The sequence below is a fragment of the Avibacterium avium genome (assembly GCF_900454535.1).
GTDB classification, from domain to species: Bacteria; Pseudomonadota; Gammaproteobacteria; order Enterobacterales; family Pasteurellaceae; genus Avibacterium; species Avibacterium avium.
The window spans coordinates 62283-88344 of sequence record NZ_UGSP01000001.1; the positions used below are offsets into that span (position 1 = coordinate 62283).

Consider the following 26062-nt stretch of genomic DNA (forward strand, 5'->3'; position numbering starts at 1 on the left):
ACTTTGTTTATTTATGAAATGAGCCATTAGGCGAAATGCACTTGCTCGCCGTGTACGCGACAGGCTTCTTCCAAGCATTGCCAGAATAATTTGCCGTCATTGGCGATCCATTGCCCGTCTTTGAACGCAAAGTGAAAACCGCCTGCTTTGCTGGCAAGCCAGAGTTCAAGCAATGGCTCTTGCTTGTTTACCACCACTTGGCTGCGATCAGGGAAGGTGATTGTAAACACCGAACCTTGCGTGTCGCAATCCACATCGCAATCTTGTTCTTCTAATTGTTCTTCAATTTTGAGCCAAACTTGCTCAATATTTTGATGAAATTCTGTAACGTTCATAATTTTTCCATAAGCGAAATAGGTAAGGCAGAATTATAGAGAGTTTTTGCTATTTATACAAAGTGCAAAATGATGTAAAAAAGAATAGATCTTTCTATAAATATCGTTATTATGCGTAAGATTTCTAAGATAACCCAAGAGAATACAAGATGAAAAAACTAATTTTAATCCTCACCTTAGGCGCGATTACCCTTGCGGCTGCTGGTTGTGGGGTAAAAGGCCCGCTTTATTTCCCTGAACAAGACAACTCACAAGCGCAACAAAAATAAGAATTAACAATAAGAAGTAAAGGACAATCCGATGGATTTTTTTCAATATAAAGATGATCAACTGATGGCAGAACAAGTGCCTGTGGCTGAAATCGCCCAGCAATTCGGCACACCCGCTTATATTTACTCCCGTGCGACCCTTGAACGCCACTGGCACGCTTTTGATAACGCCTTAGGCGATCACCCCCACCTTATTTGCTTCGCGGTGAAGTCTAACCCCAATTTAGCGATTTTAAATATTATGGCAAAACTTGGATCGGGCTTTGATATTGTGTCGCAAGGAGAATTAGAACGCGTCCTTGCAGCAGGTGGCGACGCGAGCAAAGTGGTGTTTTCTGGCGTAGCAAAATCGGAACAAGAAATTGAGCGTGCGTTAAACGTGGGCATTCGTTGTTTCAATGTAGAAAGCCTTGCGGAGCTTTATCGCATTAATGAGGTGGCAGGGCGTTTAAACAAAATCGCTCCCATTTCTTTGCGTGTAAACCCCGATGTGGACGCACACACCCACCCTTACATTTCCACAGGCTTGAAAGAAAATAAATTCGGCGTGAGTGTCGATGAAGCCCGCGAAGTGTATCGCATCGCAAGCCAGCTACCACACATTAAAATTACGGGAATGGATTGCCATATTGGTTCACAACTCACAGAAATTCAGCCATTCCTTGATGCCACAGATCGCTTGATCGTGCTAATGCAGCAGCTTGCTCAAGATGGCATCGAACTAAAACATTTAGATTTAGGCGGCGGCTTGGGCGTAACCTATAAAGATGAAAATGCGCCGCACCCAAGTGAATATGCAAAAGCGCTATTAACTAAATTAAAAGATTACCCAAACTTGGAAATTATCCTTGAGCCGGGGCGTGCAATCACTGCGAATGCAGGGATTTTGCTCACCAAAGTAGAATACCTAAAAAGCAATGAAAGCCGTAATTTCGCCATTGTGGATACGGGAATGAACGATATGATTCGCCCTGCGTTGTATCAAGCTTATATGAATATTATTGAAGTGGATCGCAGCCTGCCGCGCGAAACAAAAGTTTATGATGTGGTCGGCCCAATTTGCGAAACCTCTGATTTCTTAGGAAAACAGCGTGAACTGGCGATTGCCCAAGGGGATCTCATCGCCCAGCGTTCTGCCGGTGCTTACGGCGCAAGTATGGCGTCCACTTACAACTCACGCCCAAGAGCGATTGAAGTGATGGTGGACGGCGATCAAGCACATCTCATTAAACGCCGTGAAACCTACCCTGAATTATGGCAGTTAGAAAGTGTATTGCCGTAAATAAATTTTATGCATAAAAAAATCCCTAGCAAAAACTAGGGATTTTTATTTATAGCACGCTAAACAAAATAGGCTTAGTCTTGTGATGAATTCACATTAAAGGCTTCTAATGCTCGCAAAGAATAGGTATAAGCTGCGCCAGCATTTAATGCAATTGCCGTGGCTAATGCCGATGCCACTTCTTGCTCCGTTGCTCCTGCTTTTACCGCCTCATCTGCGTGTACGGCAATACAGCTCTCACAACGCGTAGTAACCGCTACTGCTAAAGCGATTAATTCACGGGTTTTCGCATCAAGAGCTGAATCAGCCATTGCTTGCGATAATGCACCGTAAGCTTGCAGCATTTTTGGGTATTTTTTACCAAGTTCACCAAAAGATTTTTTAACGTGAGCTTCTTCTGCTTTCCAATCTTTAAACATCTTATTGTCCTTATTTATGTAATGAAATGTAATGAATTACGCTACCTATTATGAGACTATTCATTCGGACATTCTTAATAAATAAACGCAAAAATCAGTTAAAAAGTCTAAAATAATGCTTTATGATAAGCGTTTTTAGGAGAGAGTAATATGGACGCACTGGATCACTTAATCGAATTAGCTCAAATTGAGGGAGAAATTCACACCCATTGTTTATTTCAAGGAAATTGGCGAGCGTATCAACCAAGTGCGGTGCAAAATATGGGGGTTTTTCACATTATTTCGCGTGGAGAATGCCAGTTATTTATGCAAGATCAAACCCTTCATTTGCAAGAAGGGGATCTCATTTTTCTCCCCACTGGTGATGAGCATTATATTCAAAGTAAAGATTTTCAACAGGCGCACGCTAAGCAAATTGAGAAAACAGATGAAGAAAAACAAGCTTGGCAACTTGCGACTAATGTTGTATCTCAAGCAGATTTTGAAATGTTTTGCGGCGCATTTTATTACGATAAACAATCAATTTTGTTCAAAATATTACCGCACTTTTTGCACCTTTCTACCCGCACACCAAGCTTAGAAAAATTGATCGACTTGTTTCGTTTGGAAATTGCACAAGATAAAAAGCAATTAGGCGGGAAATCCGTGATCAATGCACTATGTGCGGTGCTTTTTTGTGATATTTTACGCCAATATATGCAAGATAAAACCGCTCAAATGGGTTTGCTAGCAGGTTTGCAAGATAAAAAGCTCGCGCCTGTTATCGAACATATTTTAGAAAAGCCAGCCTTTGACTGGAATATGGAAAATCTTGCGCAACTGGCCAATATGTCGCGCGCCAATTTTATCCGCGTATTCCAAAAAATAATGGCGATCACCCCAGGTAAATTTCTGACTCAAATACGAATGCAACAAGCCTCAATGCTACTTAAATCCACCCAGAAAAATATTCTTGCCATTGCCTTAGATGTCGGCTACCAATCCGAAGCCTACTTCAGCCGCGCATTTAAACAACATTATGGAATTTCACCGAATAGGTACAGGAAAGGGGAACAAGAAAATAAAAATAATAACGCTTGAAAATACTAATAAGATTTTACCTAGAAAATTACAATTTTCAGCTAAATATCAAATTTATTTAATAAAAAAAGAAATTCTTATATGAAAAAAGGAAATGATTAAAATGGCGCACCCGAGAGGATTCGAACCTCTGACCGCTCGGTTCGTAGCCGAGTACTCTATCCAGCTGAGCTACGGGTGCGTATTTGAATTTGCTAACCTGTCATTTAATCATTTTAATTTTATTGTAGAGTGCAATAAAATGGCGCATCCGAGAGGATTCGAACCTCTGACCGCTCGGTTCGTAGCCGAGTACTCTATCCAGCTGAGCTACGGATGCCCTGAGTAAATGGCGGTGAGAGAGGGATTCGAACCCTCGATAGAGTTTCCCCTATACACCCTTAGCAGGGGTGCGCCTTCAGCCTCTCGGCCATCTCACCGCAATCGGTTTGTGCGGCGTATAATACGGATTGAACTTGCATAAGTCAAACGATTTTTATAAATAATGTTTCGTTTGTCTGATTTATCAACAGCTAAGGTGAAATCTATTCTTAACCATCTAAAATTGCCAGTACATTATTAACGTGCTGTTCGGTTCGCGCATTTTTTTCTGCTTGGCTCAATGCAGGCTTATCTTTTTCCCATTGCACATCATCTGGCGGTAATTCCTCTAAAAAGCGGCTTGGCGTTGGTTTAAAAATTTCGCCAAATTGTCGCCGCTCTTTACATAAGGAAAAGGTCAGCGTTTGTTGCGCGCGTGTAATGCCTACATAGGCTAAACGGCGCTCTTCTTCCACATTATCTTCATCAATGCTAGTTTGGTGCGGCAGGATATTTTCTTCCATTCCCACTAAGAAAACGTGGGGAAATTCCAGCCCTTTTGACGCGTGCAGGGTCATCAGTTGCACCTGATCGCTTTCATCATCTTCTTCACCACGTTCTAGCATATCACGCAAAGTTAAGCGCGCGACTACTTGGTTGAGCATCATCGGCTCATTAAACTCATCGCCTTTGAGCATTTCTGCCACCCATTGGAATAAGGTCGCCACATTTTTACTTTGCACTTCCGCCATTTTCGGTGAAGTCGCGGTTTCGTAAAGATATTCTTCGTAATGCAATTGGCTCAACATTCGGCGAATGGCATCTTCTGGCTCAGCACGCAAAATTTCATCATTGAGTTCCACAATCCAGCGCGCAAAATGTTGTAAGGCGTTATAGGCTTTGGGGGTAACGCGTTGAATTAATTCAAAATCAAAAATCGCTTCAAATAAACTAATCTGTTTTTCCGATGCCAACGAACCGAGCTTTTCAAGGGTTGCCGTGCCGATTTCTCGTTTTGGCGTATTGATAATACGTAACAGCGCGGCATCATCATCTTGATTCACCAACACGCGCAAATACGCCATCATATCTTTAATTTCTGCCCTTGAGAAAAAAGACGAGCCACCCGAAATTTTATAAGGAATACGGTTTTGCATTAGCACTTTTTCAAACAAGCGTGATTGGTGGTTGCCACGATACAAAATGGCGTAATCACGGTATTTGGTTTTGCGCATAAAGCGATGGGCGATAAGTTCACCCACCACGCGCTCGGCTTCGTGTTCCTCATTTTTTGCTTCAATCACCTGCAATTTTTCCCCTTCGCCTAAGGTGGAAAATAATTTTTTGTCAAAAACGTGATCGTTATTGGCAATCAAAATATTGGCGCAATGCAAAATGCGTCCTGTGGAACGGTAATTCTGCTCAAGTTTAATCACTTCTAGTTGCGGAAAATCATTTTTCAGGCGCGCCATATTTTGCGGTTTTGCCCCACGCCAAGAATAGATAGATTGATCGTCATCTCCCACCACGGTAAATCGCGCCGCTTCGCCCACCAACAATTTGATTAATTCATATTGGCTGGTGTTGGTGTCTTGATATTCGTCCACCAGCAAATAGCGAATTTTTGCCTGCCATTTTGACCGCACTTCTGCATTTGCGCGTAACAACAAAGTTGGCTGCATAATTAAATCATCAAAATCTAGTGCATTATAAGCACGCAACTGCGTGGTATAACGTTGATAGCATTGCGCAAAGGTCTGTTCTTGTGGATCTCGTGCCGTAGCAAGAGCTTGCGCAGGCAAAATAAGATCATTTTTCCAACGTGAAATCCGTGTCATCAAGGCTTTCAACAGATCTTTATCTTCTTGTAGCAGATCTTTGGTTAATTCTTTCAATAACGCCATTTGATCGGAATCATCAAACAACGTAATGGCCGATTTGAGCCCTAAATGCTTATGTTCACGCTTTACAATGTCGAAACCAAGGGTGTGAAAAGTGGAGATCGTCAAGCCACGGCTTTGATCTTTACCGATGGAATGTGCCACCCGCTCTTTCATTTCGCGTGCGGCTTTATTGGTAAAGGTTACCGCTGCAATGTGCTTGGCAGAATAGCCACAATTTGCGATCAAATGGGCAATTTTATTAATGATTACCCGTGTTTTGCCCGAGCCAGCGCCCGCCAAAACCAAGCAAGGCCCAGACACATAATGAACGGCTTGTTGTTGCTGTGCGTTTAATTTCATTTCGATTCTTCCGCCCACGCATAGGGCAATAATGCGGTGTCTAATAAAAAAGATAACGGCAAGTCTAAAATTGGCAGCCCCCACTTTTGGGTCATTTCCCAATCGTATTTTGTGCCTGCATAACTTTCATAAGGTTCGGTAGGATCAACCAATTTCACCACCGTGCCACAACCACTTAATAATAAAAGTGCGGTGGAAATTATCGCTATTTTTTTCATAATGTCCTAAATTTAATGTTTGAGGCATTATAGAGAAAGATCTAGGGGGAATACAACGAAAAGTAAAATTAGGATCAGGGATTGGTCAATTTATCTTTACAAGTGCGGTGCTTTTTTCCGCGAAATTTCCCCGCACTTATCGCCTTTTGCATACGAATTTTGTACAATGCACCGTTTTGAGTGATTATTGAGATTATTGTATGAGTTCAGCGCCAAATATTGGTTTTATTAGCTTAGGTTGTCCTAAGAATTTAGTGGATTCAGAGCGTATTTTAACGGAGTTGCGTTCTGACGGATATAACATTATTCCGAGTTATGAAAATGCCGATTTAGTGATCGTCAATACCTGCGGATTTATTGACAGTGCGGTGCAGGAATCTTTAGAAGCCATCGGCGAGGCATTGGAAGAAAATGGCAAGGTGATCGTTACGGGCTGTTTGGGGGCGAAAGAAGATCGCATTCGTGAAGTTCACCCAAAAGTGCTGGAAGTGACAGGCCCACATAGCTATGAAGCGGTGATGGAGCAAGTGCATAAATATGTGCCGAAGCCTGCCCACAATCCTTATGTTAGCCTTGTACCAGCGCAAGGCGTAAAACTTACGCCGAAGCATTATGCCTATTTGAAAATTTCTGAAGGTTGCGATCATCGTTGTACGTTCTGCATTATCCCCTCAATGCGTGGGGATTTAGATAGCCGCCCGATTACGCAAGTGTTAGATGAAGCCAAACGCCTTGCCGATGCGGGCGTAAAAGAGTTGCTTATCGTGTCGCAAGATACCTCTGCTTATTCTTTAGATCAAAGCAAAGAAAATCAAAATAAAACGGTTTTCTGGAACGGTAAGCCGATTAAAAACAATCTCATCAGCCTGTGCGAACAGTTGGCCACCTTAGGCATTTGGGTGCGTTTGCATTATGTGTATCCTTATCCGCACGTGGATAATTTGATTCCATTAATGGCGGAGGGCAAAATTTTGCCGTACTTGGATATTCCATTACAACACGCCAGCCCGAAAATTCTCAAAGCGATGAAACGCCCCGGTTCAATCGATCGCACCCTTGAACGAATTAAAAAATGGCGTGAAATTTGCCCTGAATTAACCTTGCGTTCTACCTTTATTGTGGGTTTCCCAGGGGAAACGGAAGAAGATTTCCAACAGCTTTTAGATTTCTTGCAAGAAGCACAATTAGATCGTGTTGGCTGTTTTAAATTTAGCCCGGTAGAAGGTGCGGTCGCCACAGATATGCCAGATCAAGTGCCAGAAGAGGTAAAAGAAGAACGCTTCCATCGCTTTATGCAAGTGCAACAAGCCATTTCCGCACAGCGTTTACAACAAAAAATTGGCAAAACGCTGCCAGTGATTGTGGACGAAATTGACGAAGAGGGCATTATCGGACGCTCAATGGCAGACGCACCAGAAATTGATGGCGTGGTTTATGTGGATAACCTGTCAAACCAAGCGGTGAGTGTGGGACAGGTGATTAACGTTACCATTACGCAAGCCGATGAATATGATTTATGGGGAACGAGCTAATGACAGTGAAGGTGCTTTTTGTCTGCTTGGGGAACATCTGCCGTTCCCCAATGGCAGAATATCTTTTCCGCGAAAAAGTGAAACAAGCGGGGCTAGCCGATAAAATCCTCTGCGATAGTGCGGGAACATCAGGCTGGCACGATGGCGAAGATATGCACTGTGGCACAGCAGAAACCCTTGAATTACATCATATTGATAATAAAGGCTTTACTAGCCGAAAAGTGCGGTCAAAAGATTGTCAGGATTTTGATTATCTGATTGCAATGGACAATCAAAATTTAGCGGATTTGGAAAAATTATTTGGGCATTACCCTGAAAAATTATTTCAAATCACCCAACTTTGTCCAAACCTTGGCATCGATCATATCCCCGATCCTTGGTACACCAAAAATTTCGAGCAAACTTATGAATTATTGGATCAATGTTGTGAGGCATTGCTTGCTAAAATTCGTTTAGTGCATTCAATCTCATAGGTAAGAAGAATCAATTTAGCCAGAATCATAACGGTAAGATAACAAAAAACCTGTTGCGGAAATCCACAACAGGTTTTTTATTGGTCAAAGGATAGACGATGAATTACATCATACCGCCCATTCCACCCATACCGCCCATACCAGCGCCTAGGTCTGCTTTATCTTCTTTTGGAATTTCGGTAACCATTGCTTCGGTGGTAATCATTAATCCCGCAATAGAGGCAGCGAATTGAAGGGCTGAACGGGTTACTTTGGTTGGATCTAAGATACCCATTTCAAGCATATCGCCATATTGCTCAGAACCCGCGTTGTAACCGAAGTTTCCTTCACCCGATTTCACCGCACTTGCCACCACAGAGGCTTCTTCCCCAGCGTTGGTAACGATTTGGCGTAATGGGGCTTCCATTGCACGCAAGGCAAGTTTGATACCCACGTTTTGCTCTTCATTATCGCCTTTTAAGCTTGCTGCCACTTTGGTTGCCGCGCGGATTAAGGCAACACCACCACCAGCTACGATACCTTCTTCCACAGCTGCACGAGTTGCGTGTAAAGCATCTTCAACGCGATCTTTTTTCTCTTTCATTTCAACTTCAGTTGCCGCACCCACTTTAATTACAGCCACACCGCCAGCTAATTTAGCCACGCGTTCTTGTAATTTTTCTTTGTCGTAATCTGAAGTGCTTTCTTCAATTTGCTGACGAATTTGTGCCACACGGCCTTTGATTTGCGCTTCTTCGCCCACGCCGTCAATAATGGTTGTGTTGTCTTTGTTGATCACAACACGTTTCGCTTGACCTAAATCTTCTAAAGTCGCTTTTTCTAACTCCATACCGATTTCTTCAGAAATCACAGTACCAGCGGTTAAAATCGCAATATCTTGCAACATTGCTTTACGGCGATCACCAAAGCCCGGTGCTTTTACCGCAGCCACTTTCACGATACCACGCATTGTGTTTACCACCAAGGTCGCAAGGGCTTCGCCTTCCACATCTTCAGCGATAATTAACAATGGTTTACCTGCTTTCGCAACAGCTTCTAACACTGGCAATAATTCACGAATGTTAGAGATTTTTTTGTCCACTAAAAGAATGAACGGATTGTCAAATTCTACGGTTGCAGATTCTGGTTTGTTGATGAAATAAGGTGAAAGGTAACCGCGATCGAATTGCATACCTTCAACCACTGCTAATTCATCTTCTAAACCTGTGCCGTCTTCTACGGTGATCACACCTTCTTTGCCCACTTTTTCCATTGCTTCAGCAATAAGTTTACCGACTACATTGTCTGAGTTTGCTGAAATTGTGCCCACTTGTTCAATTTCTTTTGAGCTTTCGCACGGTTTAGAAAGGGCTTTTAATTCAGCCACAACAGCACTCACGGCTTTATCAATACCGCGTTTTAAATCCATCGGGTTCATTCCCGCAGCCACGGCTTTTAAGCCTTCGTTTACGATAGCTTGGGCTAATACGGTTGCCGTTGTTGTACCGTCCCCTGCCGCGTCATTGGCTTTAGAGGCCACTTCTTTCACCATTTGTGCGCCCATATTTTCAAATTTATCTTCTAATTCGATTTCACGCGCAACGGATACGCCGTCTTTCGTGATCGTTGGTGCGCCAAAGGCTTTGTCTAAAATTACATTACGACCTTTCGGGCCAAGGGTTACTTTCACTGCGTCTGCAAGAATGTTTACGCCGTTAAGCATTTTTACGCGAGCATCATTGCCAAATTTAACGTCTTTTGCTGCCATTTTTTATTCCTTCTTAATAATTAATTTTGCTAAAAGTGCGGTGAAAAATAACCGCACTTTTTGATGATTGATTTGGGATTATTCTACGATAGCTAAAATATCGCTTTCAGAAATGATTAACACTTCTTCGCCATCAATTTTTTCCGCTTTCACGCCATAGCCATCATTGAAGATAATGGTGTCGCCAACTTTTACATCTAAAGGCAATACTGTGCCGTTTTCTAAAATGCGACCTTTGCCCACGGCAAGCACTTTAGCACGGGTTGATTTGGTTGCTGCTGAACCTGTTAAAACAATACCACCAGCAGAAAGGGTTTCCACTTCTTCACGTTTGATGATCACACGATCGTGTAATGGACGAATATTCATTGTAATTTCCTTCTTAAGTTGAGGTTTTAAAACAAAAAAGTATCTTCAATATGGGGCAGGATTTTTTCCTTTCAAGAGAATAGCAAAAAATTTTTTGCAAAAATAGGTAAAAAAGCCCCGCACTTTTGAGATAAAGATGAGAATAATTTTTATTTACTTATCGTATTTTTTTCGGTAAAGTCAATGCTAGCTAAAACAAAGCTTGGCTAAAAAGTTTCAGCTAAATTTAACAGGCGTTTTTCACTGAATTCAAAAGGAGAAATTCTATTTTCTACGCAAAGTACGGTGCAAAAACGCAGAGATTTTAACCAATCACTCAACTTTAACCACGGAGAACGTGCAATGAAAAAAACATTATCTGCTTTGGCCTTATTAACCACGTTTGCAGCGCCTGCTTTCGCCGCCAACGAAGTGAATGTCTATTCTTACCGTCAACCTTACCTCATTGAGCCGATTTTAAAACAATTTGAGCAAGAAACGGGGGTGAAAGTAAACTTTATTTATGCGGATAAAGGGCTTGTTGAGCGTGTGAAACGAGAAGGCGAGCTTAGCCCGGCTGATGTGCTATTAACTGTGGATATTAGCCGCGTGATGGAAATTGTGAATGCGGGCTTGGCACAGCCTATTCAATCCAAGGTGTTAGATAGCAACATTCCCGCACAATTCCGTGATAGCCAAGGCAAATGGTTTGCGCTGACTAGCCGTGCGCGCGTAGTGTATTCATCGAAAGATCGCGTGGGTAAATTGCCAGCAAGCTTCACTTACTATGATTTAGCCAAACCAGAATTAAAAGGCAAAGTCTGTGTGCGTTCAGGCAAACATTCTTACAATGTTTCGTTAATTGCTTCAATGATTGCTCACGATGGCGTAGAAAAAGCCAAAGATTTCTTAACAGGATTAAAAGCGAACTTGGCACAAAAACCACAGGGTGGCGACCGTGATCAAGTGAAAGCCATTAAAGAAGGCGTGTGCGATTATTCATTAGGCAATAGCTATTATTACGGCAAAATGCTGGAAGATGAAAAACAAAAAAGCTGGGCGGAAGCGGCTTATATCAACTATCCAAACCAAGAAACCGTGGGAACACATATGAACATCAGCGGTGTGGTAGTGGCAAAATATGCACCAAATAAAGACAACGCGGTGAAATTAGTGGAATTTTTAAGTGGCGACAAAGCACAGCATCTTTATGCTGAATTGAACCACGAATATCCAGTAAAACCCTCTGTACAAAAATCTAAATTGGTACAATCTTGGGGTGAATTTAAACAAGATGATTTGCCATTAGAAAAAATCGCAGAAAACTATGAAAATGCGTTGAAATTAATCGATGAAGTAAAATTTGATCTGTAATAGATCCAATCTATGCTAGCCTATACCCATCAGGGATAGGCTAGTTTTATTTTGATTATGGATAATTCCGCAAAACACAAAAATTTTTTCGCAAAAAGCACCGCACTTATCGCATTATTGGCGGTATTGGGGTTCTTCTTGCTGCCGATTATCGCCTTGTTGTTTTCGGCGTTTGAAGGCTCATTGCACAGTTTGCAACATTTATGGCAAACGGTGTTTACCGACTATTTATTCAATTCTCTAAGCTTAGTATTCGGCACAACTGCGCTCAGTTTATGCTTTGCCTTGCCCTGCGCATTTTTGGTGTCGCGTTATCATTTTGTTGGCAAAACGCTGTTGCAATGGTTACTTTGCCTGCCCCTTGCCATTCCTGCGTATTTATCTGCCTATCTTTACACGGATTTTTTAGACTATCCCGGCATCGTGCAACAAAGTTTACGCACTTGGTTTGATTGGCAAAGCAAGCAAGATTATTGGTTTCCTTCCATTCGTAGCCTAGGCGGCGCTTGCTTTATTTTGGCGTTGTCGTTGTATCCTTATATTTTCTTATTAGTCAGAATGGCGTTGATGGAGCAAGGCGACAATTTACAGCAAAGCGCAAAACTATTGGGCGCAAGCCGTTGGCGTGTGTTTTACAAAATTACCTTTGCCCTTATCCGACCAGCTATTGCGGTGGGTTGTGCTTTGGTGGCAATGGAAACCTTGGGCGATTTTGGCACGGTAGCGTTTTTTGCCATTCCTTCACTCACTACGGCGATTTACGACACTTGGCTTGGCTTTGGCGATTTGCAAGCCGCAGCGCAGATTTCTCTGTTTATGCTCGGGTTGTTAGTGCTATTTATCAGCATTGAACGTTATGCACGCCGCCAGCAGCGCTATTATCAACGTTCAGGACAGCGCCCTGCGCAAACCCAACGGCTTAATGGACTAGGCTGGGGCTTACTGTTATTCAGCACACTGTTAATTATTCTTGCATTTTTTATCCCGCTCTTTCAGCTAAGTTATTGGTCAATTATCTATTTTGAACAAGCGTGGACAGCGGATTTCTGGCAATATAGCCAAAACAGCTTGCTAGTTTCTGGGCTAGCAATGATCATCTGCGTATGCTTAGCATTATTAATGCACTTTTGGGCAAGGTTACGCCCAACGCCTTTGGCCAAAATAGTCGTGCGCTTTTCTGCGCTAGGTTACGCTATTCCCGGGACAGTTTTGGCAATCGGCTTGTTAATTCCTTTTACCTTTGCCGATCATCAACTTAACCGCTTGTTAAAATGGCTTGATTTGCCAATGCTTGGCTTGGTATTTTCAGGCTCCATTTTCGCCTTGGTATCCGCTTATGTAATCCGCTTTTCGGCAATGGCTTTGGGCAGCTTAGAAACTAGCTTGAGTCAAATTCCGCCGTCTTTAGATATGGCAGGCAGAATGTTAGGCTATAAATCTTGGGGAATTTGGCGCAAAATTCACTTGCCCCTAATGCGTAAAGGCATTTTCACTGCATTATTGCTGGTTTTTATTGAAAGTATGAAAGAACTCAATGCGTCTTTATTGTTGCGTCCGTTTAATTTTGATACGCTCGCCACCCACGTTTTCACCTTTACTTCAGATGAACAGCTTGAACGCGCCGCCTTACCCGCCTTAGTGCTTATTTTAGTGGGGATTATTCCCGTGTTGATTTTAACTCGTTCTTTACTGCAATCAGGGAAAAAAGCTTAATAATGAATACTTTAGATATTACCCATTTAACCTGCTGCTATAACAATCAGCCCATTTTGCAAGATCTTAATCTCTCCATTGAAAATGATGATATTGTGTGTCTGCTCGGTGCAAGTGGCTGCGGAAAAACCACCTTGCTCAAAGCCGTTGCAGGATTAATTCCGCTGAGTGCAGGTAATATTCGTTTGCAAGATAAAGAAATTCAACATTTTGAGGCGAATGAGCGAGAAATAGGGCTGATCTTTCAAGATTATGCACTTTTTCCCCATTTAACCGTGGCGGAAAATATTCTATTTGGGTTGCATCAAATAAATAAAAGCGAGCAAACAAAAAACTTACAAAAAATGACCGCACTTGTGCATTTACAAGGTTTAGAAAAACGCTATCCCCACGAGCTTTCAGGTGGTCAGCAACAGCGCGTTGCCATTGCCCGCGCGCTAGCTTGTCAGCCCAAATTATTATTGCTTGATGAGCCTTTTTCTAACATTGACAGCCAAGTTCGCCATCAAATGATCGAAGAAATTCGCCATATTCTAAAACAACAGCATATTCCCGCCATTTTCGTTACCCATAGCAAAGAAGAAGCCTTTCTCTTTGCGGATAAATTAGCGGTAATGAACCAAGGAAAAATCTGTCAAATCGGCGCGCCAAGTACCGTTTACCAACAGCCAAACAGCCCTTTTGTTGCTAACTTTTTGGGGGAAATGAATTATCTGCCTTGCCAGCCCATTGATGATCAGCGTTGCCAATCGCTACTTGGCCTGCATTTGTGTTCCCCCCATCAATCGCAACAAGCACCGAACTATCTCGCAATCCGCCCCGAACAGCTACAATTACGCGTGGCAGATACCCCAACACAAGCCAACGGTATTATTCGCCAACAACGCTTTCTAGGCGCTTATTATAAATATCAAGTGGAAGTGGCAGGACAGTCTTTAAATGTGATTAGCCAACACGAATTTCCCTTACATAGTGCGGTGCAAATTGACTTAAAAAATGGCTTTACACCGTTGTTATTTAGCGAAATGGTTGGTGAATAAAAGGAACATTCATTCCTCATTGTAGTGCCTTGCATTTAGACTAAAAATACAAGGCACTGTTGTGTTATTTTCTGCTTAACCTTCAATTCCTTCAAACAATGCGGTGCTTAAATAACGCTCTGCGGCGGAAGGGAGAATGGCGACAATCAGTTTATCGGCAAATTCGGGTAATTTGGCAAGGCGATCGGCCGCGGCTACTGCAGCCCCCGATGAAATGCCGGCTAGAATTCCTTCTTCCGCCATTAGACGGCGCGCGGTGGCAATAGCGGTTTCGCTATCCACGCGTTCTACGCGATCGATTAAGGAAAGATCGAGATTTTTTGGGATAAATCCTGCGCCGATGCCTTGAATTTTATGCGGGCCGGGTTTCACTTCTTCGCCATTTAAGGTTTGTGTGATCACTGGGCTTTCTTCAGGCTCAACGGCAACAGAAAGAATTTGTTTGCCTTTATCAAGTTTGATGGCTCGAGAGAGCCCTGTGATTGTGCCGCCTGTTCCCACGCCAGCGACCAACACATCGATTTTTCCGTCCGTATCATTCCAAATTTCTACCCCAGTAGTTTGGCGGTGAATATCTGGGTTGGCGGGGTTTTCAAATTGTTTGAGCATCACATAACGATTCGGATCGCTCGCAAGGATTTCTTCGGCTTTCGCGATTGCCCCTTTCATTCCTTTTGCGCCCTCTGTTAGCACAAGATTAACGCCCAAGCCTCTCAATAAACGCTTACGCTCGGAACTCATTGTTTCAGGCATTGTAAGGGTCAATTTGTAGCCTCGAGCCGCTGCCACATAGGCTAAGGCAATCCCTGTGTTACCGCTGGTGGCATCAACAATTTCTTTGTCTTTGGTGAGAATACCGTCTTTTTCCGCTTGCCAGATCATATTCGCACCAATGCGACATTTCACGCTAAAACTTGGGTTACGCCCTTCGATTTTCACCACAAGATTGCCATTGTTGCCAAAATGTTTAAGGCGGACTAAGGGGGTGCGTCCGATGGAATAAGAATTATCGCTATAAATTGTCATTGTGTTCACCTGTTTAAATTTGAATTAAAAGTGCGGTCATTTTTAGCATAGTTTTTCGGCAATAAAAAATAGCCGTTTGCTATATTTTATAACTAACGGCTATTTAGGCTTTAATTTCAATTAGTTAATAAAGCGATCTGAGTGATTTTTTAACGCATCTCGCTGATTATTGACAATTTTCGTGCGACTATTTTGTGTCGATTTATGATGCGGTTTAAATTCAAATAAGGCGTTATCGCGATATTTTTCCACCCACATTGCCGTTGCACCGCATACTGCCACAGGAATAATCACCAAATTGATGATTGGCACAAAGGTACAAAAAGTAATTAAGCCGCCAAAGGTTAAACTTAGCGTGCGTGTTTCGCCCAATTCATTACGCATAATATGGAAAGGAATTTTGTGGTTATCAAAAGGGTAATCGCAATATTGGATCGCCATCATCCACGCAGTAAATAAAAAGGTCAGCACAGGCACGATAGACTGCCCTAATACAGGAATAAAACTTAGTAAAAACAAGGCGATAAGTTTTGGTAAGCTATACCATAATTTTTGCCATTCACGCCCTAACATTCGTGGAATATCTTTGATGAAATCCATTGTACTCATTTCAATGAGATTTTCGCCCGTGAGCATTTGCTCCACTTTTTCTGCGAGCAAGCCGTTGAAAGGGGCGGCAATAAAGCCTGAAAGGGTGGTAAAGGCAAAATAAAATAGGGTTAAAAGCATAAAAATGGATAACGCAAGTAAAATGCCACTTAACCACGCTAACCAATCGGGAACATAGCTAATCAGGCTATCAATTAGCCCGCCAATATTGCTCATGAACAGCCAAAACAGCCCCGAAAGCAATAAAATATTGAGCAAAATTGGCATAATCACAAAACGTCTTAAGCCTTTTTGTGTAATCAAATGCCAGCCCATCACAAAATAGTGAAAACCTTGTTTAAGTTCCTTTGCTTGCAACATTACTTTTCCTAAAAAATCTCTCTAATCAAATAAAAATGCGGTTTAGCATACAAAGTGCGGTGAAAAAAATCAATTTTTGCATATCACCGAATTTGCAAAATATGGTAAGCTAGCAGCAATTTTTCCACTTGGTCAATATCCTTAATGGGAGAACATAACGCAATGGATTTGAATACAATTTTGATTATTCTTGGTGTGGTAGCATTAGTTGCTTTAGTGGCGCACGGCATTTGGTCTAACCGCCGCGAGAAATCACAGATCTTCGAGAAAAGTAATAGCTTTAGCAAAGAAAGCGCTCCACGCCAGCCAGAACACAACGCGGCTAATTTTGCCACCAGAGAACCAATGGCCCAGCCAGCTCAATCATTTACTCAACAACCTGAGCCAATTTCATCAACGCAGCAAAATCTTGATTTTAACCAAAATCAGCCGGTCTATTTTGAGCAAACTCAAGTGCAAGAACCGCAAAATTTTGAACAAGCGATTAATCAGATTAAAATCAGTTTGCCAAATGAGCCGCAGCCAGTTCAAACCAGCGTTGAGCCTGCGGTGTCTTACTCTTCTCCGCAACATTTAGCTAATGCAACCATTGCAGAAATTGAATCTACGGTGAACACAGAAGAGGGTATTCACGCAGAACATCAATTAACGGAAGTTTTAGCCACGCCAACGGAAAATGTTATTCAAATTGAACGTGAGCGTCCAATTGTGGAATTTGAAGAAGTGCAACAAAATGTTTCCGTCCAGCCAGCAGAAAAAGAAGAACCACAACAGCAAGATCAAGGCGCGAAAGATTTTATTATGCTGTATGTGGTTTCGCCTGAAGGCAAAGAGTTTCACGGCTTGTCATTAGAGAAAGCATTCGATAGTTTAGGGTTTATTTTTGGCAACCGCCAAATTTATCACCGCCACGTTGATCTCAATGTAGCAAGCCCTGTGTTATTCAGTGCAGCGAATATTCAACATCCCGGCACCTTTGATCCAAACAATATGGCAGATTTCTACACCGTAGGCATCGCATTATTTATGCAGCTGCCGTCCCACGGTAATGATCTCGTCAATTTACGAATGATGATCCGTGCCGCCAAAACCCTTGCTGAAGAACTGGGTGGCTTTGTGCTAACGGATCAGCAAGAAATTTTTGATGAAAATGCGGAAAAAGCCTATTTGGCTAAAGTGAGTGCTTAAAAAGACAGAAAAAAGCACCACACTTTCTTTTATCGCAACTGGCGGGCCACTGTGTCCGCCTTAATTATTTGCACAAGCGCCAATTTTTAACGAAAAAGTGCGGTGATTTTTTAGAAGGAATTTAATGATGACAGAACAAACCCTTGCCCAGCAAATTGAACAATTACGCCAAACCTTGCGCTATCACGAATATCAGTATCACGTTTTGGACGATCCAAAAATTCCCGATGCAGAATATGACCGTCTATTTCACCAGTTAAAAGCCTTGGAGCAGGCTCACCCTGAATTTGCCGACAGCCACTCGCCCACCCAACGTGTGGGGGCAAAACCCCTCGCAGGCTTTGCGCAGGTAACCCACGAAATTCCAATGCTTTCCTTGGATAACGCTTTTTCTGATGAAGAATTTAATGCTTTCGTGAAACGTATCCAAGATCGCTTAGGCGTGCTGCCTGAGCCATTAACTTTCTGTTGTGAGCCGAAATTAGACGGTTTAGCGGTGAGTATTTTGTATGAAAATGGTGTGCTAACCCAAGCGGCAACCCGTGGTGATGGCACAACAGGCGAGGACATCACTGCCAATATTCGCACCATTCGCAATATTCCGTTACAGCTTTTAACCGACAATCCACCAGCACGTTTAGAGGTGCGCGGTGAAGTATTTATGCCACAAGCTGGCTTTGAAAAGCTCAATGAAATAGCGCTCGCCAAAGGGGAAAAAACCTTTGCTAATCCACGCAATGCGGCGGCAGGATCCTTGCGTCAGCTTGATCCCAAAATCACCCGCCAACGCCCATTAATGCTCAATGCTTATGGTATTGGTGTGGCAGAAGGCGTGCAGTTACCCAATACCCATTTTGCTCGCTTGCAATGGCTGAAATCCATCGGCATTCCGGTTAATAAAGAAATTGAGCTATGTAATGGCGTGGAAAATGTGCTGAAATTCTACCGCACTATGGCAGAAAAACGTCCGCATTTAGGTTACGACATTGACGGCACGGTGCTGAAAATTAACGACATTGCCTTGCAGGAACAGCTTGGTTTTATTTCCAAAGCACCACGTTGGGCGATTGCCTATAAATTCCCTGCGCAAGAAGAACTCACCGTGCTAAACGATGTGGAATTTCAGGTGGGCAGAACAGGCGCAATTACGCCCGTGGCAAAACTTGAACCTGTGTTTGTGGCAGGCGTAACCGTAAGCAACGCCACCTTGCATAACGGCGATGAGATCGAACGTTTGAATATCGCCATTGGCGACACCGTGATTATCCGCCGCGCAGGGGACGTTATCCCACAAATTATTGGTGTAGTGGCAGATCGCCGTCCAGCCAATGCAAAACCGATTATTTTCCCTACGCATTGTCCTGTGTGTGGCTCGGTGATTGTGCGTATTGAGGGCGAAGCCGTTGCGCGTTGTACCGGTGGCTTGTTTTGCGAAGCACAGCGCAAAGAAGCACTCAAACATTTTGTTTCGCGTAAAGCGATGGATATTGACGGCGTGGGCGCAAAACTTATTGAGCAACTGGTAGATCGCGAACTCATTCACACCCCTGCGGATCTGTTTAAATTAGATGAAGTCACCCTAATGCGTTTAGAGCGAATGGGGCCGAAATCTGCCGAAAATGCGTTAAATAGCTTAGAAAAAGCGAAAAAAACTACTCTTGCGCGTTTTATCTTTGCGCTTGGTATTCGCGATGTGGGCGAAGCCACGGCGCTCAATTTAGCCAATCATTTTAAAAATTTAGACGCGGTGAAAAATGCGACTATTGAGCAGCTGCAAGAAGTGCCTGATGTGGGCGAAGTGGTGGCAAATCGCATTTTCGTATTTTGGCGTGAACCGCATAATGTGGACGTGGTAAACGATTTGATAGGCCAAGGCGTACATTGGGACGATGTGCAAGTGCAAGAAGTGGGGGAAAATCCACTAAAAGGTAAAACCGTGGTGCTCACTGGTACACTCACCCAAATGGCACGCAACGATGCCAAAGCCTTATTACAACAGCTCGGCAGTAAAGTTACTGGCAGCGTTTCCGCCAAAACCGATTATTTAATCGCGGGCGATAACGCAGGCTCGAAACTCAACAAAGCCCTTGAATTAGGCGTGAAAATTTTAACCGAAGAAGAATTTTTAGCCTTAGCAAATACAATAAACTAAAGGAAAAAGTGCGGTAAAAATCACCGCACTTTTTTATCTCATCATTTCCCTTTCTTTCTACTCTAATGGATTTCAACCATTGCGTTTATCAAGCCAAACAGAGATAACAATAACAATGGACGCAAACAGGCGGCGTATTTAGCATTTTCTCTTTGATTAGAAAAGTGCGGTATATTTTTTTGAGCTTTTTATTTAGCCCAGATCTTTGGCGAAATATCTATTCTATGCTAGGCTTAATGCTATTTTATCAATCACTATGAGGGCAGCAATCCATTATGACATCATTACTAACTTCCGCGTTTATCTATCTCTTTGCCGCCGTGGTGGCCGTGCCAATTTCCAAACGTTTGGGATTAGGTTCAGTGCTGGGCTATTTGTTGGCAGGGGTGGCGATTGGGCCAATTTTAGGCTTAGTCGGACAGGAAACCGAACGCGTGCAGCACGTTGCTGAATTTGGCGTGGTGATGATGTTATTTTTAATCGGTTTAGAGCTTGATCCTAAAATGCTATGGGCGCTACGCACTAAGTTGCTCGGCTTAGGGGGCTTGCAGGTCATTCTATCTATTGGCGCGATTGCAGGGGTTGCCCATTTGCTTAATTTTAGCTGGGAAATGAGCATTGCCATTGGCTGTGTGTTGGCAGTGTCGTCCACTGCGATTGTGTTGCAAACCTTGGGGGAAAAGCATTTGTTGAATAGCCCTGGGGGGCAAAGCAGTTTTTCCGTGCTGTTATTCCAAGATATTGCCATCATTCCGATTTTAGCGTTCTTGCCAATGCTTGCTTCGCCTGAATTGATTGATAGTCTGCATAGCGCCGAGCAACATTCAGACAATTTATTAGACGGGGTGAATAATTATGTCAAAACCCTGATCACCTTTAGCGTGATTGGTTCGATTATCTTTGGTGGCTATTTTCTCGCGCGCCCGATTTTCCGCTATATTGCCGCATCAAGAACCCGTGAAATTTTCACCGCATTTGCCTTAGCATTGGTGATCGGCATTGCAGCGATGATGTCGGCTATCGGCCTTTCGCCTGCCTTAGGCACATTCTTGGCGGGCGTGGTATTGGCAAATAGTGAATATCGCCACGAACTAGAAAGCAATCTTGAACCGTTCAAAGGCTTATTGCTTGGTTTGTTTTTCATTACCGTAGGCGCAGATATTAATTTCAGCTTATTATTCAATGACTTCACGGTGATTTTAGGCATCACGCTATTATTTATTCTCATCAAAGCCATTGTCTTATGGGGGCTGGGGTTAATATTTCGCTTGGATCGCCTTAACCGTAATTTATTCGCTCTAAGCCTTGCTCCAGCGGGGGAATTTGGTTTTGTGCTACTTTCTTTCAGCCAACAAAATGGCATTCTACCAAGAGAAATCACCGACAAATTATTACTTGCCGTGGCCATTTCAATGTTGCTCACGCCTTTCTTATTTATTGGTTACGATAAACTGATCGTACCGCGTGCAAGCCACCAACAACAGCGCGAAAACGACACCATTGAAGATCAAAATGACGTACTCATTATCGGCCACGGACGTTACGGGCAAATTATCAGCGGAATGTTAATGAGTTGCGGCTACAAGCCTACGGTTATTGACTACGACGCCACCTTAGTGGAAGGCTTATCGCGCTTTGGTTTAAAAACCTATTTTGGAGATGGCTCTCGTTCTGACTTGTTGGAAACTGCAGGCATTGCTAAAGCCAAATTATTAGTGATTGCCCTTGATGACAAAGAACAAGCCATACAAATCGCCCACTTTGCGCATCACTTTTACCCGAATTTACCGATTATCACCCGTGCTTACGATCGCCTGCACGTTTATGATTTATACCGTGCTGGGGCAAGAAATATTGTGCGAGAAACTTTCGATTCCGCGATCCGAAGCGGCCGTTTAGCCTTAGAACAGCTTGGAATGGACAAAGAAAAAGCCAAACAAATTGCGGAATTTTACTACCACCGCGATCGCCACGGCTTAGCTGAAATGGCAAGCCTTTACGATCCTGAAATTTCCGTATTTAGCAACGAACGAATGATCGCCCGCGCCAAAGAACTCGAACAAGAAACCAAATCAATGATGCTCACCCTGCTCGCAGGTGGCAAGGTTGATTGGCAACCAGGGGAAGAGAATCGATCGGGGGAGTAAGTTAAAGCCGTCAATATTGCTTGGCGGCTTTATTTATAATAAAAAGGTTATGCCGTATGTAAATTTAAACTTTCTTGTACGGCATACAAAGGAATATTGATTATCCAATCTTGATGGCGATAATCCGCCATAGAAAAGCGCAGAGCCTGTTTAGGATTATATTGCTCCACATAAACGCGTAGGCTTTTTGCCTTCAAATTTTCTTCTGCTTTTACTTCAATCGGAATGATCGATTGTTGCAGCTGTATCACAAAATCGACCTCCGCCGTTCCTTTTTCGGTTGCCCAATAGCATACAGGATTATCCTGTTGAGCAATGAATTGCTGTAATACATATTGTTCGGTCAATGCTCCTTTGAACTCACTGAAAATGCGATTGCCTTCAAGTAAGGTGCTGATATCTAAATGGCTTTGCGCAGCTAGCAAGCCAACGTCTAAGCCATATAGCTTGAATGCATTATCTTGATAGGCTGAAAGCGGTAAATGTGGCTTTTTAATTCGCTGTACACAATGTACTAATCCGCTATCTTTTAGCCATTGCAACGCAATTTCGTAATCTTTGCTTCTTGCTCCTTTTTGTAGATTGGCATAAAAAAACTTTTTATTTTCCTTTGCTAATTGTTCTGGAATTGATGCCCAAATAGACCGCACTTTTTGTACCGTATAGCCGTCTTGAATATGTTTAGAAAAATCTTGCTCATAGGCGATCAGCAAATTACGTTGCACTTCCCTTACAGCATCAAAATTTTGTGTATCAATAAAAGTTTGCACGGCTTCAGGCATTCCACCAATAAAGTAATATTGTCGTAATAGTTCAATATACCGACTTTTCATTGCAGAAATTAATGCCCAATCTTGCGTTTTGAGTAATGTAACAAGATCATCTTGCCCCAATGCCAACAAAAATTCGCTAAAGTGCATAGGATACATTGGCATAAAATCCACTTTCCCCACAGGGAAAGAAACTTGATGATGTAAGGATACACCAAGTAATGAGCCTGCCGCGATAATATAAAAGTGCGGTGCATTTTCATAAAAATATTTGAGCGATGTTAACGCTTGTGGGACTTCTTGGATTTCATCAAAAATGAGCAATGTATCTTCTGCTTGAATATCAACACCAGTTTCGATTTTTAAACCTAAAATCAATCGGTTAATATCAAAATCACTAGAAAACAGGGTTTTCATTCTTGGATTGTTATCAAAGTTTACATAAGCTACTTTGCTAAAATAATGTTTACCAAAATATTTCATTGCCCAAGTTTTGCCCACTTGGCGAGCGCCTTGAATAATTAAAGGCTTTCTGTTGGTTTTCGCTTTCCATTTTTCTAAGGCTTGTAAAATCGTGCGTTTCATTAAAATTTTCTCCCTAGCAAGATAGGCTATTTTAAGTAGGTTATGATTTTTTACAAGGAAAAAAGAAGCAGAAAAAAACACTTTTTTCTAATGAAAAAGTGTAATTGAACTACATTTTTATAAAGGAATATGTGGTTATTTAGTTGCAGCCTCTGCATTTACTTCCACCACCTCCCCATCATCAAAAAACAGCTTGATTGGGAAAATTTCGCCTTGTTGGATTGGCTGGGTGAGATTGAAAACCATAATGTGTAAGCCACCGCGTTTTAGGCTGATACTTTGCTTGGCGGGGATTTCAATGCCGTTGAGTGCGTGCATTTTGCCGTTGTGCATTCCGTGTAATTCTAGGCGCGTGGGCTGTTGGCTTTCGGCGAAAAGCAGATTAACAGTTTCATTGCCAGTGTTTTGCAGCTGCATAAAAATGGCGCTTGGTTGCCCTGCTTTTTCCGTGGGGAAGATTGTGGCTTGGCTCACAACAATTTCCGCTTGGGCTACTAATGGGAAAAGTGCGGTGCAAATTAAGCCGATTTTTTTCATCGCGTTCATTGGGTTCTCCTTTTTATTAAAATAGATTGAAATAAAACCGCCACAGTACAGGGCTGTGGCTTGTTTAGAATAACTAAACTTTACCACATTCACCTTTTTCTCACAAAAACTAGCCGCCAGCTCAAATGCAAAATAAATTATCAACAGACCCTAGCAAGGGTTTGTCATTTTGCTTTCATTTGTTGTTTGCCTTTTAAAGCAAGGCGAAAAATGCTATATTGCCCCAGTTTTTGAGAGATTCTCGCCCACATAACGATTTTCATACAACATTCATAGCAAAATGGCAGATTATTACGACATCACCCTTGCCCTTGCTGGTGTATGCCAAGCGGCTACGCTAGTGAAACAATTCGCTCATCACGGCAGTGCCGATAATTCGGCTTTCAACGCCAGCCTACAAAGCTTATTACAAACTTCGCCCGAAAATACCTTAGCAGTTTATGGTGGCAATGCGGCAAACTTAAAATTAGGCTTGCAAACCTTGATGGAACAGCTAAATGGCAGAGATGCAGAGCTAACGCGCTACTGGGTAAGCTTGCTGGCGTTGGAAGGCAAGCTGAGTAAATCGCCAAAAGCAAAGGCGGAATTGGCGCAACGCATCGCCTATTTGCCTTCACAGCTCAATTTTTATGATTTACTTGACGAGCAGATGATAAGCAATCTTGCCAGCATTTATGTGGACGTCATCAGCCCGCTCGGTAGCCGTATTCAGGTGCTTGGCGCGCCAGATTATTTGCAACAACAAGGCATTCAGCACCGTATTCGTGCAAGTCTGTTAGCTGGCATTCGCTCGGCGGTACTATGGCGTCAAGTGGGTGGCAAAAAATACCAGTTTCTTTTTTCCCGTGGCAAAATCGCCACAACGGCACAACAAATTTACTCAACCCTTTAGGAGTTCTTTCTTATGGAATTAAACGCACTTACCGCGATTTCCCCGATTGATGGTCGTTATCAAGACAAAACAACGGCTTTGCGTGCTATTTTTAGTGAATTTGGCTTGCTCAAATTCCGTGTTACGGTCGAAGTTCGTTGGCTACAAAAATTGGCGGCGACTGCACAAATTCAAGAAGTTCCTTCTTTGTCGCAAAAAGCAAACGATTACCTTGATGAAATTGTGGCAAATTTCAGTTTAGCGGACGCACAGCGTATCAAAGAAATTGAAAAAACTACCAACCACGATGTGAAAGCGGTGGAATACTTTTTGAAAGAAAAGACCACCGCACTTGAAGAATTAGCTGCGGTAAGTGAGTTTATCCATTTTGCTTGTACTTCTGAAGATATTAACAACCTTTCCCACGCCTTAATGCTGAAAACGGCGCGCGAAGAAGTGATTCTGCCTGAATGGCAAAAATTGATTACTGAAATTGAGCGCCTAGCGCACGAATACAAAGCGATCCCATTACTTTCTCGCACCCACGGGCAGCCAGCTTCTCCATCCACCGTTGGGAAAGAAATGGCGAATGTGGTATATCGCTTAAAACGTCAGTTTAAACAACTACAAGAGATTGAAATTCTTGGCAAAATCAACGGTGCAGTGGGGAACTACAATGCCCATTTATCCGCCTATCCTGATGTAGATTGGCATCAATTTAGCGAAGAATTTGTTACTTCGCTCGGCATTAAATGGAATCCTTACACCACGCAAATTGAACCGCACGATTACATTGCCGAATTGTTTGATAACATTGCACGTTTCAACACTATTATTATTGATTTTGATCGCGATTTATGGGGCTATATTGCCTTAAATCACTTCAAACAACGCACTATTGCAGGGGAAATTGGTTCATCAACAATGCCACACAAAGTGAACCCGATTGATTTTGAAAACTCAGAAGGCAATTTAGGCATTGCAAACGCAGTAATGGGGCATTTAGGGGCGAAATTGCCAATTTCTCGCTGGCAGCGTGATTTAACGGATTCCACCGTGTTGCGTAATCTGGGCGTGGGCTTGGGCTATTGTTTAATCGCCTATGCCGCCACAAGAAAAGGCATTAGCAAACTTGAAGTGAATGAACAGCACTTGCGTGATGAACTCAACCAAAACTGGGAAGTGTTGGCTGAGCCAATTCAAACCGTAATGCGCCGTTATGGCATTGAAAAACCTTACGAAAAATTGAAAGAACTGACACGCGGAAAACGCGTTGATGAGCAAGCAATGCGCGAGTTTATTGAGAAGTTAGACATTCCAGCGCACGAAAAACAGCGCTTACAACAACTCACCCCAGCCACTTATATTGGCGCAGCGGTGGAGTTAGTGGAAAAACTATAATGCGCTAAAAAATAAGTGCGGTGGAAAATCTCGA

23 protein-coding genes and 3 tRNA genes are annotated in these 26062 nt (G+C 42.8%); 13 read left to right on the forward strand and 13 right to left on the reverse strand.

Going from position 1 to position 26062, the window contains the following annotated elements; translation table 11 throughout:
• Nucleotides 1-26: 26 nt before the first annotated feature.
• A complete protein-coding gene (gene cyaY, locus DYC50_RS00305) occupies nucleotides 27-335 on the reverse strand; it encodes an iron donor protein CyaY (RefSeq protein WP_103854294.1) in 309 nt (102 codons plus the stop codon).
• Between the two features lie 149 nt (nucleotides 336-484).
• Between cyaY and lptM the strand changes: the two genes are divergently transcribed.
• Both lptM and lysA read left to right on the forward strand, forming a co-directional pair.
• Nucleotides 485-604 (forward strand): LPS translocon maturation chaperone LptM, encoded by a 120-nt coding sequence (lptM, locus tag DYC50_RS10715; RefSeq protein ID WP_115248547.1) that lies wholly within the window; start codon nucleotides 485-487, stop codon nucleotides 602-604.
• A 31-nt stretch (nucleotides 605-635) separates the two neighbouring features.
• Nucleotides 636-1886: a diaminopimelate decarboxylase gene (lysA, locus tag DYC50_RS00315; protein ID WP_115248548.1), complete on the forward strand. Its 1251-nt coding sequence runs from the start codon at nucleotides 636-638 to the stop codon at nucleotides 1884-1886.
• Nucleotides 1887-1960: 74 nt separating this feature from the next.
• Here lysA and DYC50_RS00320 read toward each other — a convergent pair whose 3' ends face one another.
• The gene (locus DYC50_RS00320; protein ID WP_115248549.1) at nucleotides 1961-2305 is read right to left on the reverse strand and encodes a carboxymuconolactone decarboxylase family protein; all 345 of its coding nucleotides are present in this window, start codon (nucleotides 2303-2305) and stop codon (nucleotides 1961-1963) included.
• 150 nt (nucleotides 2306-2455) lie between these two features.
• Here DYC50_RS00320 and DYC50_RS00325 point away from each other — a divergent pair, with 150 nt between their 5' ends.
• On the forward strand, nucleotides 2456-3385 hold the full coding sequence (locus tag DYC50_RS00325) for a cupin domain-containing protein (protein ID WP_115248550.1): 930 nt from the start codon (nucleotides 2456-2458) through the stop codon (nucleotides 3383-3385).
• Between the two features lie 104 nt (nucleotides 3386-3489).
• On the opposite strand, the gene DYC50_RS00330 is transcribed toward DYC50_RS00325, so the two are convergent.
• The 5 genes from DYC50_RS00330 to DYC50_RS00350 all read right to left on the reverse strand — a co-directional run bounded on the left by DYC50_RS00330 (nucleotide 3490) and on the right by DYC50_RS00350 (nucleotide 6146).
• A tRNA-Arg gene (locus DYC50_RS00330) sits at nucleotides 3490-3566 on the reverse strand.
• A 61-nt stretch (nucleotides 3567-3627) separates the two neighbouring features.
• Nucleotides 3628-3704: transfer RNA gene (locus DYC50_RS00335), tRNA-Arg, on the reverse strand.
• Between the two features lie 10 nt (nucleotides 3705-3714).
• A tRNA-Ser gene (locus DYC50_RS00340) sits at nucleotides 3715-3804 on the reverse strand.
• Nucleotides 3805-3915: 111 nt separating this feature from the next.
• The gene (rep, locus tag DYC50_RS00345; RefSeq protein ID WP_115248551.1) at nucleotides 3916-5928 is read right to left on the reverse strand and encodes a DNA helicase Rep; all 2013 of its coding nucleotides are present in this window, start codon (nucleotides 5926-5928) and stop codon (nucleotides 3916-3918) included.
• Nucleotides 5925-6146, reverse strand: a complete 222-nt coding sequence (locus DYC50_RS00350) for a YceK/YidQ family lipoprotein (protein WP_103854250.1) — start codon at nucleotides 6144-6146, stop codon at nucleotides 5925-5927. The genes rep and DYC50_RS00350 overlap by 4 nt, the downstream gene beginning before the upstream one ends.
• Before the next feature lie 200 nt (nucleotides 6147-6346).
• On the opposite strand from DYC50_RS00350, the gene rimO reads away from it, so the two are divergent.
• Both rimO and DYC50_RS00360 read left to right on the forward strand, forming a co-directional pair.
• Nucleotides 6347-7678: a 30S ribosomal protein S12 methylthiotransferase RimO gene (gene rimO / locus DYC50_RS00355; protein WP_115248552.1), complete on the forward strand. Its 1332-nt coding sequence runs from the start codon at nucleotides 6347-6349 to the stop codon at nucleotides 7676-7678.
• Nucleotides 7678-8151 (forward strand): low molecular weight protein-tyrosine-phosphatase, encoded by a 474-nt coding sequence (locus DYC50_RS00360; protein WP_115248553.1) that lies wholly within the window; start codon nucleotides 7678-7680, stop codon nucleotides 8149-8151. The genes rimO and DYC50_RS00360 overlap by 1 nt, the downstream gene beginning before the upstream one ends.
• Nucleotides 8152-8254: 103 nt before the next feature.
• Here DYC50_RS00360 and groL read toward each other — a convergent pair whose 3' ends face one another.
• On the reverse strand, nucleotides 8255-9898 hold the full coding sequence (gene groL, locus DYC50_RS00365) for a chaperonin GroEL (protein WP_103854190.1): 1644 nt from the start codon (nucleotides 9896-9898) through the stop codon (nucleotides 8255-8257).
• Between the two features lie 78 nt (nucleotides 9899-9976).
• A complete protein-coding gene (locus DYC50_RS00370; protein ID WP_017806817.1) occupies nucleotides 9977-10267 on the reverse strand; it encodes a co-chaperone GroES in 291 nt (96 codons plus the stop codon).
• Between the two features lie 342 nt (nucleotides 10268-10609).
• Between DYC50_RS00370 and DYC50_RS00375 the strand changes: the two genes are divergently transcribed.
• The 3 genes from DYC50_RS00375 to DYC50_RS00385 are packed head-to-tail and all read left to right on the forward strand — an operon-like array spanning nucleotide 10610 to nucleotide 14373.
• Complete coding sequence (locus tag DYC50_RS00375) at nucleotides 10610-11620, forward strand: Fe(3+) ABC transporter substrate-binding protein (RefSeq protein ID WP_115248554.1); 1011 nt, start codon at nucleotides 10610-10612, stop codon at nucleotides 11618-11620.
• A 57-nt stretch (nucleotides 11621-11677) separates the two neighbouring features.
• A complete protein-coding gene (locus DYC50_RS00380) occupies nucleotides 11678-13333 on the forward strand; it encodes an ABC transporter permease (RefSeq protein WP_115248555.1) in 1656 nt (551 codons plus the stop codon).
• 2 nt (nucleotides 13334-13335) lie between these two features.
• Nucleotides 13336-14373 (forward strand): ABC transporter ATP-binding protein, encoded by a 1038-nt coding sequence (locus DYC50_RS00385; RefSeq protein ID WP_115248556.1) that lies wholly within the window; start codon nucleotides 13336-13338, stop codon nucleotides 14371-14373.
• Nucleotides 14374-14448: 75 nt separating this feature from the next.
• On the opposite strand, the gene cysK is transcribed toward DYC50_RS00385, so the two are convergent.
• Both cysK and cysZ read right to left on the reverse strand, forming a co-directional pair.
• On the reverse strand, nucleotides 14449-15399 hold the full coding sequence (gene cysK / locus DYC50_RS00390; RefSeq protein ID WP_115248557.1) for a cysteine synthase A: 951 nt from the start codon (nucleotides 15397-15399) through the stop codon (nucleotides 14449-14451).
• A 120-nt stretch (nucleotides 15400-15519) separates the two neighbouring features.
• Nucleotides 15520-16368: a sulfate transporter CysZ gene (cysZ, locus tag DYC50_RS00395; protein WP_115248558.1), complete on the reverse strand. Its 849-nt coding sequence runs from the start codon at nucleotides 16366-16368 to the stop codon at nucleotides 15520-15522.
• A 162-nt stretch (nucleotides 16369-16530) separates the two neighbouring features.
• On the opposite strand from cysZ, the gene zipA reads away from it, so the two are divergent.
• The 3 genes from zipA (at nucleotide 16531) to DYC50_RS00410 (ending at nucleotide 21855) form a co-directional block, all read left to right on the forward strand.
• Nucleotides 16531-17556 carry a cell division protein ZipA gene (zipA, locus tag DYC50_RS00400; RefSeq protein ID WP_115250126.1) on the forward strand — a complete coding sequence of 342 codons (1026 nt, stop codon included), beginning with the start codon at nucleotides 16531-16533 and terminating at the stop codon, nucleotides 17554-17556.
• Nucleotides 17557-17683: 127 nt separating this feature from the next.
• Complete coding sequence (gene ligA / locus DYC50_RS00405) at nucleotides 17684-19708, forward strand: NAD-dependent DNA ligase LigA (protein ID WP_115248559.1); 2025 nt, start codon at nucleotides 17684-17686, stop codon at nucleotides 19706-19708.
• Nucleotides 19709-19983: 275 nt separating this feature from the next.
• Nucleotides 19984-21855, forward strand: a complete 1872-nt coding sequence (locus tag DYC50_RS00410) for a monovalent cation:proton antiporter-2 (CPA2) family protein (RefSeq protein ID WP_115248560.1) — start codon at nucleotides 19984-19986, stop codon at nucleotides 21853-21855.
• Nucleotides 21856-21902: 47 nt separating this feature from the next.
• Here DYC50_RS00410 and DYC50_RS00415 read toward each other — a convergent pair whose 3' ends face one another.
• Both DYC50_RS00415 and DYC50_RS00420 read right to left on the reverse strand, forming a co-directional pair.
• Nucleotides 21903-23210 carry an ATP-binding protein gene (locus tag DYC50_RS00415; RefSeq protein WP_115248561.1) on the reverse strand — a complete coding sequence of 436 codons (1308 nt, stop codon included), beginning with the start codon at nucleotides 23208-23210 and terminating at the stop codon, nucleotides 21903-21905.
• A 135-nt stretch (nucleotides 23211-23345) separates the two neighbouring features.
• Nucleotides 23346-23756, reverse strand: a complete 411-nt coding sequence (locus DYC50_RS00420) for a copper chaperone PCu(A)C (protein WP_115248562.1) — start codon at nucleotides 23754-23756, stop codon at nucleotides 23346-23348.
• A gap of 280 nt (nucleotides 23757-24036) precedes the next feature.
• Here DYC50_RS00420 and hflD point away from each other — a divergent pair, with 280 nt between their 5' ends.
• Both hflD and purB read left to right on the forward strand, forming a co-directional pair.
• On the forward strand, nucleotides 24037-24648 hold the full coding sequence (gene hflD / locus DYC50_RS00425) for a high frequency lysogenization protein HflD (RefSeq protein ID WP_115248563.1): 612 nt from the start codon (nucleotides 24037-24039) through the stop codon (nucleotides 24646-24648).
• A gap of 12 nt (nucleotides 24649-24660) precedes the next feature.
• On the forward strand, nucleotides 24661-26028 hold the full coding sequence (gene purB / locus DYC50_RS00430) for an adenylosuccinate lyase (protein ID WP_115248564.1): 1368 nt from the start codon (nucleotides 24661-24663) through the stop codon (nucleotides 26026-26028).
• Nucleotides 26029-26062: the final 34 nt, after the last annotated feature.